General features: G+C 50.9%; 13 protein-coding genes and 1 pseudogene. 2 read left to right on the top strand and 12 right to left on the bottom strand.

Going from position 1 to position 16,209, the window contains the following annotated elements; genetic code table 11:
* Positions 1-4: 4 nt before the first annotated feature.
* Positions 5-1,354 (bottom strand): ATP-grasp domain-containing protein, encoded by a 1,350-nt coding sequence (locus JI735_RS24670; protein ID WP_039837244.1) that lies wholly within the window; start codon positions 1,352-1,354, stop codon positions 5-7.
* Positions 1,351-1,593 carry an acyl carrier protein gene (locus JI735_RS24665; protein WP_025703285.1) on the bottom strand — a complete coding sequence of 81 codons (243 nt, stop codon included), beginning with the start codon at positions 1,591-1,593 and terminating at the stop codon, positions 1,351-1,353. The genes JI735_RS24670 and JI735_RS24665 overlap by 4 nt, the downstream gene beginning before the upstream one ends.
* 156 nt (positions 1,594-1,749) lie before the next feature.
* Between JI735_RS24665 and JI735_RS24660 the strand changes: the two genes are divergently transcribed.
* Both JI735_RS24660 and JI735_RS24655 read left to right on the top strand, forming a co-directional pair.
* Entirely contained in the window at positions 1,750-2,670 is a 921-nt protein-coding gene (locus JI735_RS24660; RefSeq protein WP_039837247.1) for an AraC family transcriptional regulator, read from the top strand.
* Entirely contained in the window at positions 2,648-3,634 is a 987-nt protein-coding gene (locus tag JI735_RS24655) for a hypothetical protein (RefSeq protein WP_039837249.1), read from the top strand. Before JI735_RS24660 ends, JI735_RS24655 begins: the two co-directional genes overlap by 23 nt.
* Positions 3,635-3,649: 15 nt before the next feature.
* On the opposite strand, the gene JI735_RS24650 is transcribed toward JI735_RS24655, so the two are convergent.
* The 10 genes and pseudogenes from JI735_RS24650 to JI735_RS24600 form a co-directional block, all read right to left on the bottom strand.
* Complete coding sequence (locus JI735_RS24650) at positions 3,650-4,849, bottom strand: Ger(x)C family spore germination protein (protein ID WP_039837251.1); 1,200 nt, start codon at positions 4,847-4,849, stop codon at positions 3,650-3,652.
* Complete coding sequence (locus JI735_RS24645; RefSeq protein WP_039837253.1) at positions 4,842-5,945, bottom strand: GerAB/ArcD/ProY family transporter; 1,104 nt, start codon at positions 5,943-5,945, stop codon at positions 4,842-4,844. Before JI735_RS24645 ends, JI735_RS24650 begins: the two co-directional genes overlap by 8 nt.
* A 28-nt stretch (positions 5,946-5,973) precedes the next feature.
* A complete protein-coding gene (locus JI735_RS24640) occupies positions 5,974-7,629 on the bottom strand; it encodes a spore germination protein (RefSeq protein ID WP_039837255.1) in 1,656 nt (551 codons plus the stop codon).
* Positions 7,630-7,821: 192 nt separating this feature from the next.
* Positions 7,822-8,178, bottom strand: coding sequence for a hypothetical protein (locus tag JI735_RS24635; protein ID WP_039837257.1), 357 nt, complete (start codon positions 8,176-8,178; stop codon positions 7,822-7,824).
* Between the two features lie 261 nt (positions 8,179-8,439).
* Positions 8,440-9,996, bottom strand: a complete 1,557-nt coding sequence (locus JI735_RS24625) for a glycoside hydrolase family 76 protein (RefSeq protein ID WP_167330833.1) — start codon at positions 9,994-9,996, stop codon at positions 8,440-8,442.
* A 21-nt stretch (positions 9,997-10,017) separates the two neighbouring features.
* Positions 10,018-12,072 (bottom strand): RICIN domain-containing protein, encoded by a 2,055-nt coding sequence (locus JI735_RS24620; protein WP_063822106.1) that lies wholly within the window; start codon positions 12,070-12,072, stop codon positions 10,018-10,020.
* Positions 12,073-12,140: 68 nt separating this feature from the next.
* Positions 12,141-13,199: a glycoside hydrolase family 76 protein gene (locus JI735_RS24615; RefSeq protein WP_039837258.1), complete on the bottom strand. Its 1,059-nt coding sequence runs from the start codon at positions 13,197-13,199 to the stop codon at positions 12,141-12,143.
* 84 nt (positions 13,200-13,283) lie between these two features.
* Positions 13,284-14,348 (bottom strand): glycoside hydrolase family 76 protein, encoded by a 1,065-nt coding sequence (locus JI735_RS24610; RefSeq protein ID WP_233476044.1) that lies wholly within the window; start codon positions 14,346-14,348, stop codon positions 13,284-13,286.
* Between the two features lie 45 nt (positions 14,349-14,393).
* Positions 14,394-15,280, bottom strand: a pseudogene (locus JI735_RS24605) (carbohydrate ABC transporter permease).
* A 33-nt stretch (positions 15,281-15,313) separates the two neighbouring features.
* Positions 15,314-16,201 carry a carbohydrate ABC transporter permease gene (locus JI735_RS24600; protein WP_039837269.1) on the bottom strand — a complete coding sequence of 296 codons (888 nt, stop codon included), beginning with the start codon at positions 16,199-16,201 and terminating at the stop codon, positions 15,314-15,316.
* Between the last annotated feature and the right edge of the window lie 8 nt (positions 16,202-16,209).

Below are 16,209 nucleotides of genomic sequence, written 5' to 3'. Positions count from 1 at the left end.
TTCATTAACGCAGTATAGTATAGCCAGTGCGCAGAAGCGATTCGTCCAGTTTGCGGGTGAGTCCGTCTTTGCGGTCTTCATTCCGGTAGGCCAACGCGGCATACAGCTTACCCTTGGCGGAACCGGTGGAACCTGCGGAACGGGACGGGTCCGGAGGCTGGAGTGTACCTGATGACAGAGGAATCACCCCTTCTCCCTCTTCCGGCGAAAATAATATGCCGGCCTGCTCCAGCCGCTGCAGCAGCTCTTCATAACGGACCTCACCCATAGTTGCTAACGGTACCTGTATTAGACAGGTGTGCATCCCCTCCTGCTTGAGATGGCGGTCCACATTATGCTTAATCAGACTCATCGACTTGCGGGCATTGATCTCCACCAGAGGTGCGAGGCTTCCGTCGCGCAGCAGCATGGAGTCCACGCATACATCGCCATAATAACCGTCTGCATACAGCTCCCGTCCAATATTGTGCATGATTTCCCAATATCCTTCCCGTTCCAGCCTTACGAGCAGAGGCGGCCCGGGCGAATGTGATTCTCCGAAGGCAAAGCCGTGGTTGACCAGCTGCTGAACGGACAAGATCGAGATTTGGCCTTCAGAATCGATGTGAAATTGACTGGAGAAGTCTGTCTCCCGGTTCAACAGGGGTTCAAGCACAAAGCGGATTCTTTTATCCTTGTTCCGGCTGGATTCCAGGTACCCGGCAATTCTGCTCAGCATGCGGTCAGAGTCCACGAGCTGATTTCCTTTGCCGGATACACCGTACTCATCCTTGATCAGAAAAGGCCCCTTCTCCAGCAGCTCCTGTCCTGATTGCAGCAGCTCCTCTACGCTGTGGACAATCTGGGCGATATTCGGCAACGACAGCCTGTCCCGCATGGCAGCAGAGTAGGTTTTGGTGTTCACTTTGCTCACGGTCTGTTCATCCGGGAGTCCGGGCAGAAGCTTATAGCGTCTAACCGCCTCCTGCGTTCCGGGAAGCACGGCAAAAGGTTCAAGCACTGAACCTTCCGGTATTAACCTTTCCGTTTCCTGCCCGGGGTCCAGCCTGCCCAGCAATTCAAATACATTCAGTGCGTTCTGTGTTGTGCCGGATTCCCGGACTCCCAATGTTAATGGATTCATATTCGTCTTGAATGAATAATTGAGAGATTGCAGATAGTCATATTGTGCCGGGTCCATGCCATGACGGGTTAATAGAATATCCCCGCTCCTGCAAAAGACAAACAGCATTTCATCCATCGCCTGAACGATAGCCAGAGCCCTCGCATCAGGAATGGATGGCAAAGTGGCTAAATCTTCCTCCCGCCAGTACCGTTCCGACTCCAAGCTGCCGCAGTGCACAGCGTTCTTCATCGTACGGCAAGCCCGGCAACATAAGCGGAGAAACGGTCTACCGATTTCAAATGTTCAAGATCAAAGGTATCGAAATCTACTTCGATATCGAATTCGTCTTCGATTCTCAGAATAAAGTTGATGATTTGCAGCGAATCAAGTGCGGCATCCAGAGTCAGATCGGAAGCCCCGTTCAGCGTCTGAAGCAGGCCCGGATCCTCCTTGATTTCAGCGATAATCTCAATGACTTTCTGCTGCATGTCTATACCCCTTTCAGTGAGCATATTAGGAATGAATGAAATGAATATACCAAAAACCCGGATGTTAATATATGGTTGAATACGCCAAAATATTCAGCTATACTAGGATGGATTCCAGGTGTATATCTTAAGGAAATTGGAAACGGAGGTTTGTCTATGGAAGTTTTTCCGGTATTTACGGGGGAATATCTATTTGACTCCTGTTCACCGGTTCAAATGCTCCTGACTCACGAAACGGTCACTTCTGTACGTCATCAGCACGATTTTTTGGAGCTCGCTTATGTGGTTCAGGGGGAAGGAATCCATCTGGCAGCTGAGGATAAAATGCAGGTTGTGCAGGGGGATTTGCTGGTTATACCGCCCGGGGTTTCCCATGTCTTTCAGCCGCAGGATCTGACCGGTTCCGAGCCGCTTATCATCCTCAATTGTATGCTCAGGCCGGAGCTTTGCAGGATTCCCGGCGAACTGTCAGGACAGTTCTCTGAAGAGGACATGGTTCCATTGCTGAAGCTTCTGGAGTTGAAGCAATGGTTCGGATACAGGGAGAACAACGTGGAGCTGTCCATTTTACTCCGCCGTATGCAGGGGATACATAACAATGGTTCCGCTGAGGATCAACAGCAGCTATACCCGCTGCTGTTCGAGCTGGCGAAGCTCATTCTGCCCGCTGCATCCGTTCCCTTCACTCAGCAGCCGCAGATTAACGAAGATCCGCTGCATGATGTCATTCTGTATATGATCAGCAATTTCAGCGAAAAAATCACACTGAAGGAGATCAGCCGGCAGATTGCGATGAGCTCCCGCCAGTTTCAGCGATTATTCAAAATAAAAACCGGCAGATCCTACATCCAGATGCTCCAGGAAATCCGCATGAAATACAGCTGCATGCTGCTGATGTTCACGAAGCTTGGGATACAGGCTATTGCGCTGGAGGTCGGAATTTACGATATGAAATATTTCTACCGGCTGTTCCGCGAGTACAGCGGTATGACTCCTGCCTGTTATCGAAACCGGTTTCTTAGTCATTTTTTGTCGGCGAAGGAGATGATGAGCAGTGCTGAACATTGTTCCCGTTAAGAGCACCCCCTACCCCACGCTCCGCAGCTGTATCGATGACTGCATTCATTCTGTGGCTGAATGGCTGGGAAAGGACAGCAAGTGCATGTACGGGAACGCCTGGCAGGTGTCCTTTGAAGAACAGCAGTTCCCGGATCAGCCGTTGATTGAGCGGTTAGCCCTGCCGCGGATCAGTACAGAAGCTCTGTCAGCGTACCATGGCCTTGTGTTCAGTTATATTGAACGGAAGGAGCCGGAAATGGATAAGACCTTCATGCTCGACATGCTGGAGAGCCGGTTGTCTTCGGGAATGCCGGTCCTGGTCGGATTTGATTCTTATGACTGCCCCTGGTGTGTGGCCTTCCGCAAGCTGCATACCAGCCATGCCTGTCTCGCCGTTGGGCTGGACCGTTCAAGCCACCTCATTTATTTAACGGATGCCTACTATGGCAAACCGCTTGAACCTGTGGATTTCGATGTCTTCCAGCAAGCCTGCCATTTCTATGCATTATTTGAGCTTTGCGATTCTTCGCGTTCATACACAGATTGGCAGACTACGCTTCAAGGAATGCTGAGCAGCCCTTTCAATCAGGTTCAGCCGGGCCAGGTTGCCGCTCACCTCAGAGCCTATGCCGACGCCTATCTGAATACGGGGATCACCGCCGATTGTCCTGCTGAATACAGCTCCAGCTTCATGCTGGCTGCCAACACCCTGCCCATCCACCGGATCCGGTTCAGCCTGTTCCTGCGTCTGCTTAACCGTGAGGCCGACCTGAGCGCACTCTCCCAAGCTGCTGAGGGCTATCAGCTTTCAGGAGAGCAGTGGAATCTTATTAATCAATTCATGATCAAAGTGATGTGTTCAGGCAATAAGCTATCTCAGCGGCGGAAGATTCACAAAAAAATGCATGAAATGATCCGCCTCGAAGAACAGCTCCTGGAGGAATTGGCACACTTAACGATGCAGAGCGGATTGGTCCAGTAAGCTTTCTGAGCTGCATTATTCCGTGAATGAGCCATAATCTGTAATTGTTAGCTTGATATCAAAGGTGACTGGAGTGCGGCTGAAGGTTTCATCCCAATGATCCTTCAGCTTCTTCCATTCCTGCGGCTCTTCCACGTTTAGCCGTTCCCCGAATCCGGCTACCTCTACTTTGTATTCCGACTGCATTTTATGCATGAGCGATTGAATCATCTCGGTGAGCCTCTCTTTGAATACCCCCTGCATTTTTTCAAGATATTCTTTTTTAGAAGGGAGCCCCGGGTTGTTCCACTTTTCAATTAACCGCCCTTCGGATTCAATACTCACGTGAAACTCCGGCTCGTGATCCTTGTTCACTTCAGCCGATATTTTGCTCTTCGCCGACTTAATCTCATAGGTCACGGTTTGATGATCCGGGTTGTAGGTCTTGAGCGTTCCGCCTTTTACTTCCCCCTTTATCCATGCGATGCTCTCAATATCCTGCTGATCCAGATTTCCAATCCACCTGCCGGTGTCCCCCTTAATCACCCCTCCGCCTGAGAACTCCAATTCCTGGTTCGCTTCAACGATATTCTGCAATACAAAGCTTTTTTTGGCATACATCAGCGCATCAAGTTCAGATGTGACGATGCCCTTCATAATTCTGTTGTTTCTAAAACGGTTCCGCGTCATGCCTCTAAGGTGAAAAGCCGGTATCTCATCGCCATATTTCGTTTTGAGTGTATCCGCAGCCCGCCCTTCACTCATTAAAATTAAGCTGCTGGGGCGAATGTCATTATCCCGCAGCACAAAATCCATTAAATCCTGTATTCGCTGCTCCTGCAGCAGCTGCCTGGAAATCACAATAACCTTCAGATGATGTCCAATCACCGGGTGATCGAGACGAATGGCGAACTGGCGCAAAATTTCCAGCACTGAATCGCCTGTTTCCGAAATATTGACATAGTTAGGCGCTTTGGCGCCGGTATCCGATGTTTTGTTGGATTTCCCATAGGACTGTTTCGGGACAACCTCAATCGTTACTGTAATTTTATTGTCTTTTAAATAGCTTCCTCCCTCTTTCTCGAAGGTCTGCTCCGTCTGGCTTGGCTGCCCGGTATCTATAGTTAGCGCAGTGTACATGCTCAGATCTTCAATCTCATTGCTGCTCCAGCAGCCGGTCTCTGCCAGCAGCAGTGCAGCGGCCAAGAAGGTAAGACATAATCTGCGTTTATACATTCTGCTTCAGCCCCTTTCTCCGAACGATCAGAATCAGGGACAGCAGAACCGGCAGCAGGATAAATAAGCCTATACCTATGAATCCGATCGCGTCGCCAAGAGCAAATACATCGTTGATGCGTACAGGAACCATAGTTGCCAGGAAAATGAGCGGCATCAGTCCGAAAATAATCGGAGCCATCTTTAGTTTAAACAACTGGGAGATTCCCAGTGATGCGTTGAAGAAGAAGCTGCAGAAGTTGCAAAACATCTGCATCATCCAAATGACGAGCAGCGGGAATTCCAGACGTTCAAAAAAGAAGCCTGAAATTTCAAAGCTGCGGATCAGGTCAATCGTAGGCCATGTGCTTGTAATCACTGAATCTATCGACAGTCCGCCAATGGACATGACCACAGTAATCAAGTACAGCACCATCGGAATCCCAATTCCGGCTAGCATGGCTTTGACAGCTTGCTGAGGGTGCTGCATAAATGCTGTTAATGTCATGACAACCTCACAACCGGTGTACACCAGGATTGTTGATTTTAGTCCCCTGATGACCGGCATTATTCCATCACCCAGAAACGGCCGCAAATGATTGATATCAAACAGTCTCCCGCTAAAGAAATAGCACAGCAGAAAAACGAATATGCTGACCGGAAAAATAATCTGATACACTCTGGCAATGGAATTAATCCCGCCGAAGACCAGGTACGCCCCCACCCAGATAAACGGGATGACAATGGCCCAGATCGGTGTGCCTTCAAGTAAAAAAAACATGGTGATCTCGGCAAACACACGAATCTCAAACCCTGCGATTACAATGAAGTAAACGATCAGCAGCATGGAAAGGAAGCTCCCTGGAATGCTGCCTGCAATTTGTCTGGAGTATTGATAGACCGTTTTCCCCGGGAACTGCTGGCTGAGCTTAACCATCAGCACGATAACCAGCATGATAATCCCGCCTCCCAGCAGGACCGACAACCAGGCATCCGGAGTTTTGGCGGACTCGGTAACCGATCTGGGCAGCGTCAATATTCCGGCTCCGAGAACAGTGTTTGTCAAGAATATAGCAGCCTGTGTGGATGTGATTTTTTGGTCAGAGCGTACAAACACATAACTTCCTCCTTCTGCAGGTTTCCGGCTAGGTGCGGCGTTTTTTCTTCTGTGTCTTCATCATTTCAGGTCTGCGCTTCATTAAGGGCAGCGGTGCACGAATATAGAGATCCTTCCAATCGCTCAAGCGCAGAGGGGAGAAGGGAGTGACATAGGGCACTCCAAAGCTCTTCAGCTTGGTCAAATGGATAAAGATCAGCAGCATAAACAGAATCGTGCCAAGCATGCCAAGTACGGCTGCGAACATCATGCCAACAAACCTTAAAATACGGAGCGTGATGCCTGCACTGTACATGGGGATCGAAAAGGATGAAATCGCAGTGACGGCCACCACGATGACTAGAAAAGGGCTGACGATTCCCGCATTTACTGCGGCATCGCCTATAATCAGACCGCCTACGATGCCCATCGCAGGTCCGATCGGTTTGGGCAGCCGGATTCCCGCTTCACGCAGGATTTCAATGGATACCTCCAGAATCAGAACTTCAATAACAGATGGAAAAGGCACCCCCTGGCGGGTCTCGATGATGCTGATCACCAGCTCAGTCGGAATCAATCCGGGATGAAACGAGATGAAGGAAATATACAAAGCCGGTGCCATCAGCGCCATGAATGCAGCGAAAAACCTCAGCATCCGCAGCAAAGTTCCAGGCAGCCACCGTTCAAAGTAATCCTCCGGTGATTGAAGCAGCATGCTGAAGGTTACGGGCACAATCAATGCAAAGGGTGTCCCGTCCAGAAGAAGAGCAACCCGCCCTTCAAGCAAGGCGTTGATTACCCGGTCAGGCCGCTCGGTATTTTGGATTTGCTGAAAAGGGCTTAGCACGTTATCCTCTATCAGTTGCTCCACATAACCCGATTCAGCAATAAAATCCATATCGATCCTTGATACTCTCTTATGGACTTCCTCCAGCAAATCGGGATTGACAATATCCTTCATGTACGCAATCACCAGCTTGCGTTTCACAAGACTGCCCACCTCGTATAGCTTCATCTCCAGGTTCTTATTCAAACCTTGTCTGCGCAGCATAGAAGTGTTCTCACTTAACACTTCCGAAAAGGCGATTCTTGGTCCGCGAAGCAGCGCTTCCGAAGTCGGTTCTGTAATAGCACGGATTGACCCGTTCGGCTGTCCGACCAGAAGTCCTGCTGGTATCCCTTCAATCAGCAGTGCCGTATAGCCGAAAAGAATCCGCTCCTGGAGCTTGTCCAGCTCTTTAACTTCCTCAAGCTCTGTCAGCGGCAGCAGGTTTGCTTTTAGGGCGGACAGGGTTAAAGTTTTCTGTGAATCTTCCTGCTCTTCCTTCATCCAACTGTTTCTGAACATAAGCTGCTGCATGACATGCTTATTGATCAATTCTTCATCCTGCATCCCATTAACAAAAACAAGTACAGCCCGAAGCTCATACCCCTGTACCACAAACTCACGAAAATTCACATCACTGTTCCCGCCGATTGCCTGCTGAAGATTCGACAAATCCGCTTCGTACTGCCCGCTGACCAGGCTGTCCGCTGTTGACTCTGCATTAGGTTGAGCAATAGCCTTCATCTTCGGTCCAGCACTGCTGACGAATGCATACAGTTTTTTATATATAAAATAAATTCCCAGCGGACAGAGCAATGTAATTGCAGCCTGCATAAATATGACCCATCCGGGGATGTAGGATACAATAGTCGGCCACATGGTGCTCATTCCTTAATTTATAGTTTTGCCCAGATGTCAAGGGCGGCAAGCCGTGCTTTAAGTGTGCCAAAAAACAGCAATTTTTAGTCATTCCGCTGTCCGTTCAGCTGTAAAAGCAATCAACAGCAAAAAGGACCAACCCCCGCATGCAGCGGATTTTGGTCCTTATGTACCGGCTTGAACCTTGAAGGGTTAGTCCAGATCAACGGTGAGATTAAGTTCTTCGTACCAATGTACGATCGCTGAACTGAAGTCTTTGTGTTTCCTGATGTAAGGCCCCAGATTTTCTTCCTTTACCGTATTTAGTCCCATTCCAAAATGGTCATAAAGCTCCTGAAGGATAAATTGATAGATTTCGGCGGCGTTTTTCCCCTGATCGAGCAGTTCCAGCAGTTGAACCGTGATACAGTCATATTCATCCCGAGGTGCGCCTCCTCCGATAAGTCCAACCGGGTCCCAGGCATTCACCAGCGCTTCAGCTTGCGGGTAGAGTTCGGTGTACTTTTGTTTCAATATTGCGATATGCGAGGTTGAAGGATGCTCCCCCATGAGTCTCACCTTCCTTATGTTCTATTACCTGTATGATATACCCGCAGAACAGATCGCACAACAGGAAAAGGAAGAAGCTGTAAAAGCTCCCCCCTTCCACTTGTCTATTGAATGGTTAAACCAAAACCGCTTTGGATGAAATACAGGCCAGGATAGGCAATGAAAGATGGAATGGCGCGCTGGATTAAAAGTATAATAGGGTGACCCGTGCTGCCTGTTTGCAAGGCTCCAGGTCACCCTCAGACGATGCAGCTTAACTGTCTACAAACCGCTCAGCAAATCCACATTCAAATAATTCGAGTTCCCCAGAGTGCTGTCATACCCCAGTTGAATCGTATTGGAGCCTGCATTCAGCGGTATTGATACGGATACGGTTCCGTAGGTACTCCAGCTTGAAGTTGAAGTGAACACCAGATTGGCCGATACAACAACCCCATTCACTTTTACATAACGCGAAGCATTGCCGGCAGCAGCGGCATAACGGAAAGTTACTTTTTTGGTGCCTGCTGTATTCTGGTTGACATAGAAATCAAGCGATGTTCCGTTCGTGTTCCAGCCCCCCACATAACCTCTTCCGGTGAAGCCGGCATTGGTGCTCTCATTAATCATGCCACCGCCTGAGGCCAGGGTCCGCCGGGCATTCTCCGCTTCATATGCGCCATTGCCGGCAATATAGCCGGTGTAGCCGTCAGCCGGTACAAGCTGCAGAATAGAAGCGCCCGCAGCAGCAGCCAGGCTTTGCACGTAGCCCGTCCCTGTCGGGTAGAGCCAGTCGCTGCCGATGATCTGATCGGAAGCCCGGCGGTGATTCCAGGCTTGCGTGGCGTTTTGCTGAAGAAAACTTAAATATTGCGATTGTCCGCCTTGGACACGCAGGCGGTTCAGATTGCGGACGAAGACCATTTTGAAGCCGGCGGCATCATTTTCCCCTTCATACATGAGGCTTTGGGCAGATACCATTTTATTCACAACGTACTGTGCGGCAGTATTAGCATCTGTTAGGTAGGAAGCAGTTCCTGTAGCCTGGTACATGGAGACGGCGGCACCCAGAAAGGTTCCATAATTATAGGTGAAGTCCCAATCCTTGACTACGCCGCTGCCGGTGCCTTCAATATGATCGTTAACCTTGCTGCCGTTCACCAGGGTTGTCTTGGACCAGTTGTAGATTTGTGCAGCTTTGGTCAGATAGGCAGGATCATTATAGGCATTGCGGAGCTTGACGGCGGTCATGACCATCGGGGCGTTCGTCGCCATGTTTTTCTGGGCATTCGCTTGGCCCGGTGTATGTGCGTCCCTTCTCCACCAAATGCCTCCGCCATAAGCCGCGTCCCATTCCGAATAGATTTGGTTGAACAGAAAGCTTCCGCGGTTACGGTACTCAGCAGTGCCGGTTAGTTCGTAAGCCCTCATGCAGGCCAGTGCCCACCAGCCCAGATCGTCATTGAAGGGGTTCACCATCATATCAGGATATTTGTTGTTGAAGCCTGTATAGATATCATCGATCATTGTCCGGTATACCGGACTGCTCGTGCGTTCGTAAGCATCCATTACCGTTTCCCACAGCTGGGCTTCCCACCAGAAATCCGTATATAGGCCTCCATCCGGCCCATGCGCATGTTCGGAATGAATTTGATGGTCGCTGTTGACATAGAAGTATTTCGCCGACGAGTCGTAGAACACATTCACGAGTGCTGCCATGGCATCGTCAGCATTCGAAGTAGTGAAGGCCTCCGCCTTTGGGCTCCCGACAGGAGCCAGCAGGGATAAAGCCAGCACAGCGGGTAAAGCGGCGGAACACAGCTTTTTCCAGATGATCACATTCATTTCCCCTTCCATTTATCAGTGGGATACTTTCAAATGATCGAGATTCAGATAGTTCGTACTTCCTTTGCCGGTGTCGTAGATTAATGAAATCGTGTTGCTCCCGCTGTTCAGGGTGACATTTGGTATAGTAACGGTGTTATAAGAATCCCAGCTTCCCGTTCCATTAAAAACCACGTTATTGACAACCCCTGCCCCGTTGACATACAAGTAACGCCCTGCTGTACCCGCTCCGCCGGAATAACGGAAAGTCAAGTTATAGACGCCGACCGTATCAGTAATGACGCTGAAATCCACCCATTTCCCGCTTGCGTTCCAGCCCGAGATATAGCCTTTCCCTGTATACCCCTGATGAACAGACTCCGTAGAGAGAGAATGCAGCACAGCCGCTTCCGCTTCATAGGTCACATCGGTTTCTACCATCTGGAAGGTCATATTGTCCTCCGCCCCATAGGTCCATTGAATGAATCCGCCACCGCTGACCAGCGAGTTATCCGCTACGTTGAGGGATTTGCCGGAGAGCTTGTTAATGATCTTGTAATATCCCTGGCCGAGGCCTTGAATCTGCCACTGGTCATTGCCGGTGGTGCCATAATCCCATTGAAGAACTTTTGCATTGTCTGTGAGATCCCCGTTCTCAACTGCCAGGGCTTTGCCGCTGTTCATGTTTATGAGCTTATAAAAACCTCCGCTGGTTGCTGTAACGGTCCATTTATCATTTTGCGAGATGCCGTAATCCCATTGCAGCACCTTGGCTCCATTCTGCTTGGAGGAAGCTTCGACCGCCGCTGAGAGGCCGGTTGATTTGGGTATGATGCGGTAGGTTTTGCCGGAAACTACCGGGCTCGTCGCTGCTTCCGTGCCGGTCAGCTTAAGCATCACTGTACCGTGTGCAGGTACGGTTGCCGAATAGCTGCCGTTAGAGGTGCCGAGATTCGTCTTCTGCCACAAATCCCGGACAGCAGCTGATGAGCCGAGTCCTAGACTTGTGAAATTTACGGTCATGGAGGCAGCCGTGTCCGACCGGTTGAACAGGACTACTGCTCTGGTTCCCGGTGTCTGCAGCAGCTTGGAATATACCTGTTTGCCGTCGACATCGCTGACCAGCACGCCTTGTCTGCCGAGCGGATCCTGATCTACAGCAATCACCTCGGAATTCATCAGTGTAGCCTGGGTGTATGCGGTCATACTGGAGAGATTGTTCCCGGCAATCAGCGGCGCAGCCATAATCGCCCACATAGAAAAGTGGGAGCGGTATTCGGTATCCGTCATTCCCTCACCAAACACAGCGCCTGTTCCATAATTGCCTACCATCAGCATATCGGGATCATTCCACCTGCCTGGTCCGGCGAAGTTGGCGAGCGGATAGTTCTGATCGATAATCCAGGTCACCCGCTGCCAGAAATCAAAGATATCATCTGTAGTTCTCCACATGTTTCCCGTTTCCGCGCCCCATACCCAAGGTTTGTTAATGCCCCAGTTGCAGATGCTGAACAGAATATCGCGCCCCGAATTCAAAAGCGCATCCCGGATCAGCGTATATCGCGTCTGCGGGTCCATTCCTCCGTTGTCGCACCAGTCCACCTTCACGTAATCCACACCCCATGACGCAAATGTGAGGGCATCCTGAACCTCGTGGTTGTACATCCCCGGCCTTCCTGCGCAGGTCGTATAACCTGCATCAGTATAAAGCCCGAACAGCAGCCCCTTGCTGTGAATATAATCCGCAAGCGCCTTCATGCCGCTGGGGAACTTGACCGGATCGGCCAGAATATTTCCGTTCGCGTCGCGGCCGGTCTGCCAGCAGTCGTCAATCACGACATATTGATAGCCGGCCTCCTTCATTCCTGTGCTGACCAGCAGATCAGCCGCTGCCTTAATCTTGTTTTCATCCACATTGCAAGCATAATAGTTCCAACTGTTCCAGCCCATTGGCGGAGTCTGTGCCAGACCATTGTTTAACGCGGATGCCTCTGGCACATTGAATGTGTCCATCATTAGCGGCCAGACCAGCAGGAAAGCCAGCAAGCATCTTAAGCCGAATCCGGCTCTGCCGTTTACTCTTTTCCTCATCACACCATCCCCTTGGATTTATTTCCAGAGCTAGACACCGTCTGTGTGAATCCGTGATGTGGCAAATCTTAGTTTTGTATAACGGCTGCACCTTCAAGCAGCATCAGTCCGCTAAGCTGGACACTAAGCTGAACCGGCAGTACAGGCTTCTGTTCCCAAGAGGGGCTGCATAACCCCAATCGGTGGTCCAGCCCTTGGTTCCATAAAGCATCGGCGTTTGCCAGAATAACCTCACGGATGGGTATTGCTCCGGGAAACTGCTTCTCCAACTGAACGAAATAGCGGATCAGAATGCCTTTGAACAAACCGGTGTCATCAATGCCTTCATCAGGCAGCAGCAGAGTATCCGGGTGACACAGCCGGTTGATGCAGGCTCGGGCTGTGCGGAGAGCATCCGCTTCATATTTCCGCTCCCCCGTAATACGGAACAATTCGACGCCTGCACCCAGGAATACGCCCTGGCAGTAAGTGAATTCCCAATCATCATCAATTCTGCCGTCTCCCAGCCGGTTGATTCCGTCCCATACGAAGCCTGAAGCCGGATCAACCAGATGGGCCTGATTCCATTCGTAGATGCGGACCGCCCACTCCAAATCCTCCGGATTCTGCAGCAGTCCATACAAACGGGCGGCCAGAATGGCGGCAGGCGCATTCGAGGGGGTATTCTTGTAGTCAAGCTGATCCTTCTTCCAAGCCATTCCGCCGCCGATATGGTCATTCCACGCCGTTTGAATATCCACCCACAGCTCCAATACAGAGGCTTTATACTCCTCTTCCCCGGTTGCCTGGTACGCCCGCAGCAGCGCAAGCGCGGTCCATTCCATATCATCATAATAATTATGGAGAAAGGTCCCGCCATTATATATACGCAGACTGTGGGTGTATTCCCGGATATGCCGGGCTATTGCAGGGTCTTCCGTACGCTCATAAGCGTCTACAAGGACATCGAGCACGTGAGCATGCCACCAATAGTAGAAATTGTCATCCGGCCGGGTGTAGTCTCTGGGAACCCACTGATTCATAATTCCGGTCTTTTCATTGTAAAAATGCTTCTGAAGGCTTCGCTGGAACCCGTCCGCACGCGCCTGCCAATCTGCCTTCGTTGCCGCTTCTTCGGAAGTATCCATAAGATCACCTCTTTAAAAGAGTTCCAAACTTCTCCTCCGTCTCTTCGCCTTTTTTAATCATTTTCCAAGTTCATCTGGTATACCTTATTTACCAGCAATACTACTCAGCTCAGCCATCCGCTCCAGCAGCTTAATGCCGCTGAGCTGGGAGCTGAGCTGCACAAAACCGGCAGGCGGATGGCTCCAGTCTGTACCGAACAGGGCGCCCTCCACCCCTTTTCCACTCGCCCAGAGCAGTTCTGCATTTCTGTGCAGAAAGGACACAGTCTCACTTGCATCTGGCTCAGCCTTCGCCAATTCCGCGGCGTAGCGGACCAGAATGCCTTTGAACAGCCCCCCGTCCCCAATGCCCTCATCCGGCAAAACACCGGACTGCGGATCGGCCAGCTCCCGGGCGGCTGCGGCGAAGGTCTGCCGGGCAGCTTCAAGGTAAGCCGCCTGCCCCTTAATACGGTATAATTCGATGGCAGCACCGATATAGACCCCCTGATTGTAGGTATACTTCCAATCCTTATCGATGACGCCGTCACCCTTACGGTTCATACCATCCCAGACAAAACCTGTCTCCGGGTCGACGAGATGCTGCTTTTGCCAGTCGAAAATATTCTCTGCCCATTCCAGATCCTGCGGGACACCGAATGTCTGATGCAGCCGGGCGGCCAGAATGACAGCAGGTGCGTTAGCCGGAGTGTTCTTATAATCAAGCTGTGATTTCTGCCAGGCGATTCCTCCTCCCATGTGGTTGTTCCAGCCTGTCTTGATATCCTGCCATAACAGCAGGGCCGTATCCTTGTAGCGCGTCTCCCCGGTTGCCTGAAAGGCACGAAGCCAGGCCAAGGCCATCCACTCCATATCATCATAGAGCTCATTCGGCCACACGCCGCCATTGCGGCGCAGCAGACCTTCATGCAGTGAAGCGAGGCGCTCTTCGTAATGTCCGTTTTTTGTCCGCAAGAGTCCATCCACCAGTACATCCGCAGCATGGGCCATCCACCAGTAATGAAATACAGTGTTGCACTCCCCGTTCGGGCAAGGCGTTTCGATGTTGTACAATCCAATGGATTCATTCCAGAAAAAATGGTCCAGTGCTTCCTGCGCCTCTTCTGCCCGTTCTCCCCATAATCCAGCTTCTAGCTTCATTTGCTTCATAAGGCTCTCTCTCCCTGTAACTTATGATCTGCCGCCAGCGGCAGCTTACCCTTTGATACCGCTGAACGCAATGCCCTGTACAAAATAACGCTGCAGAGCCAAAAACAGCACCAGTATTGGTAAAATCGCCACCAGCGCACCCGCCATCATCGGCCCGTAATCGGTCTGGAAATTATAGGAAAAGGCCTGCAGCCCCATTTGGATGGTCGCCTTATCCGGGTCATTCAGCACGATCATCGGCCAGAGGAAGCCGTTCCAGCCGGCCTGAAAGGTAAAAATGCTCAAGGTAGCCAGCGCCGGCTTGGTCAGAGGCAGATAAATCCGCCAAAAGATCATAAATTCCCTGCAGCCCTCGATCCGGGCCATTTCCATCATGTCACTGGGCAGGGTGAGGAAAAATTGGCGCATGAAGAAAACCGCAAAGGTCCCGGATGCACCCGGCAAAATAATGCCCCAAAATGAGTTCATCAGGCCATTCCCGCCGCTGCCAAAGAAGTCATTCCCCCCGCAAACGGAATATGGCGCATGACATATACCGTCGGGATCATGGTTACGATGCCGGGAATCATCATCGCTGCCAGCAGCACGCGGAAGATGGGCTTATTCAGTCTGAACTTCAGCTTCGCAAAGGCATAGCCGCTGAGTGAGCCGAAGAATAGATTAGCCAGTACTCCAGCTGCCGCGAGGACAAGCGAATTCCAGAAATATAACGCAAAAGGTACTGTCGTAAAAGCTTTGCGGTAATGCTCAAAGGTCAAATGATCCGGAAACCACTTAATGGGCATAGCGAAAATCTCATCATCCGGCTTCAGCGATGTCAGCACACTCCAGTAGAACGGCAGGAACATGGCAATAGCGATAAGAATACACACGATATAATACGCAGTTTTAGTAAGACCCCTCTTTAGCGGGGAGCCGCCGGTAACACCCATAGCTCGAAACCTCCTTTTTCCGGTCTATCCTGCTCATACGACCGGCTCTTCAGCTTTGGATATCCGCATGTTGATCAGTGAGAATACCAGGATCGCCATTGCCAGCACAAAAGCCTGCGCCGATGCATAGCCCATTTGCAGCTGATTGAAGCCCTGCTGATAGATCAGATAGACCGGCGTTTTGGTGACATTCGCCGGACCGCCTTGTGTCAGGACAAAGGCCTGGTCAAACAGCTGCAGCGCTCCGATAATGGCCATTGTACTGACCAGAAAAGTGGTTGGCCGGAGCTGCGGCCAGGTGATGAACCGGAAGCAGTCCAGCTTGCCCGCTCCGTCGAGCCGCGCCGATTCGTACAGATAATCCGGCACTCCCTGCAGACCGGCCAGATAAATAATCATATTGGAGCCGACAGACTGCCACAGGGTCAGCATAACAATCGACAGCATGGCCGTTCTTGTCTCAGACAGCCAGGCGGGTCCGGTTATCCCGGCATAGGAGAGCAGTCCGTTGACCAGCCCGAATTCCGGATGCAGCAGCCAGATCCATACCGTTGCCGCTGCAACAGCCGAAGTCAGCGTAGGCAGGTAATAAAAGGTGCGGAACAGCTTAACGCCTCGCCACGCCCGGCTTAACAGCAGCCCCAGGAGCAATGAAATCAGAATATTCAGCGGGACAAAGATCACCGAATACAGAAAGACATTGCGGAAGGTTTTCCACAGTAGATCATCATCGACCAGCCGCCGGTAGTTGTCGAGGCCGATCCAGTCATTTCTGCTTAGCACATCATAGTTGGTAAAACTTAAATATAAGGCCATCACCACAGGTATCACTGTAAACACTGCGAACAGCAGCACCGTGGGCGTAATGAACAAATAAGCTGTCCGCGCCTGGTGACGTTCCACCTTTCTCATGGAAGCCATAAACTTCC

This window comes from Paenibacillus sonchi (assembly GCF_016772475.1).
GTDB classification, from domain to species: Bacteria; Bacillota; Bacilli; order Paenibacillales; family Paenibacillaceae; genus Paenibacillus_AQ; species Paenibacillus_AQ sonchi.
The sequence above is the reverse complement of the archived record's forward strand: the minus strand, read 5'-3'. Positions and strand labels throughout refer to the sequence as shown.

Bases quoted from the DNA above. Each gene is read 5' to 3' on its own strand.
- JI735_RS24650 (WP_039837251.1), bottom strand. From the start codon at position 4,849: ATGTATAAACGCAGATTATGTCTTACCTTCTTGGCCGCTGCACTGCTG.
- JI735_RS24640 (WP_039837255.1), bottom strand. From the start codon at position 7,629: ATGTGGCCGACTATTGTATCCTACATCCCCGGATGGGTCATATTTATG.
- JI735_RS24665 (WP_025703285.1), bottom strand. From the start codon at position 1,593: ATGCAGCAGAAAGTCATTGAGATTATCGCTGAAATCAAGGAGGATCCG.
- JI735_RS24635 (WP_039837257.1), bottom strand. From the start codon at position 8,178: ATGGGGGAGCATCCTTCAACCTCGCATATCGCAATATTGAAACAAAAG.
- JI735_RS24600 (WP_039837269.1), bottom strand. From the start codon at position 16,201: ATGGCTTCCATGAGAAAGGTGGAACGTCACCAGGCGCGGACAGCTTAT.
- JI735_RS24670 (WP_039837244.1), bottom strand. From the start codon at position 1,354: ATGAAGAACGCTGTGCACTGCGGCAGCTTGGAGTCGGAACGGTACTGG.
- JI735_RS24615 (WP_039837258.1), bottom strand. From the start codon at position 13,199: ATGGATACTTCCGAAGAAGCGGCAACGAAGGCAGATTGGCAGGCGCGT.
- JI735_RS24620 (WP_063822106.1), bottom strand. From the start codon at position 12,072: ATGAGGAAAAGAGTAAACGGCAGAGCCGGATTCGGCTTAAGATGCTTG.
- JI735_RS24660 (WP_039837247.1), top strand. From the start codon at position 1,750: ATGGAAGTTTTTCCGGTATTTACGGGGGAATATCTATTTGACTCCTGT.
- JI735_RS24610 (WP_233476044.1), bottom strand. From the start codon at position 14,348: ATGAAGCAAATGAAGCTAGAAGCTGGATTATGGGGAGAACGGGCAGAA.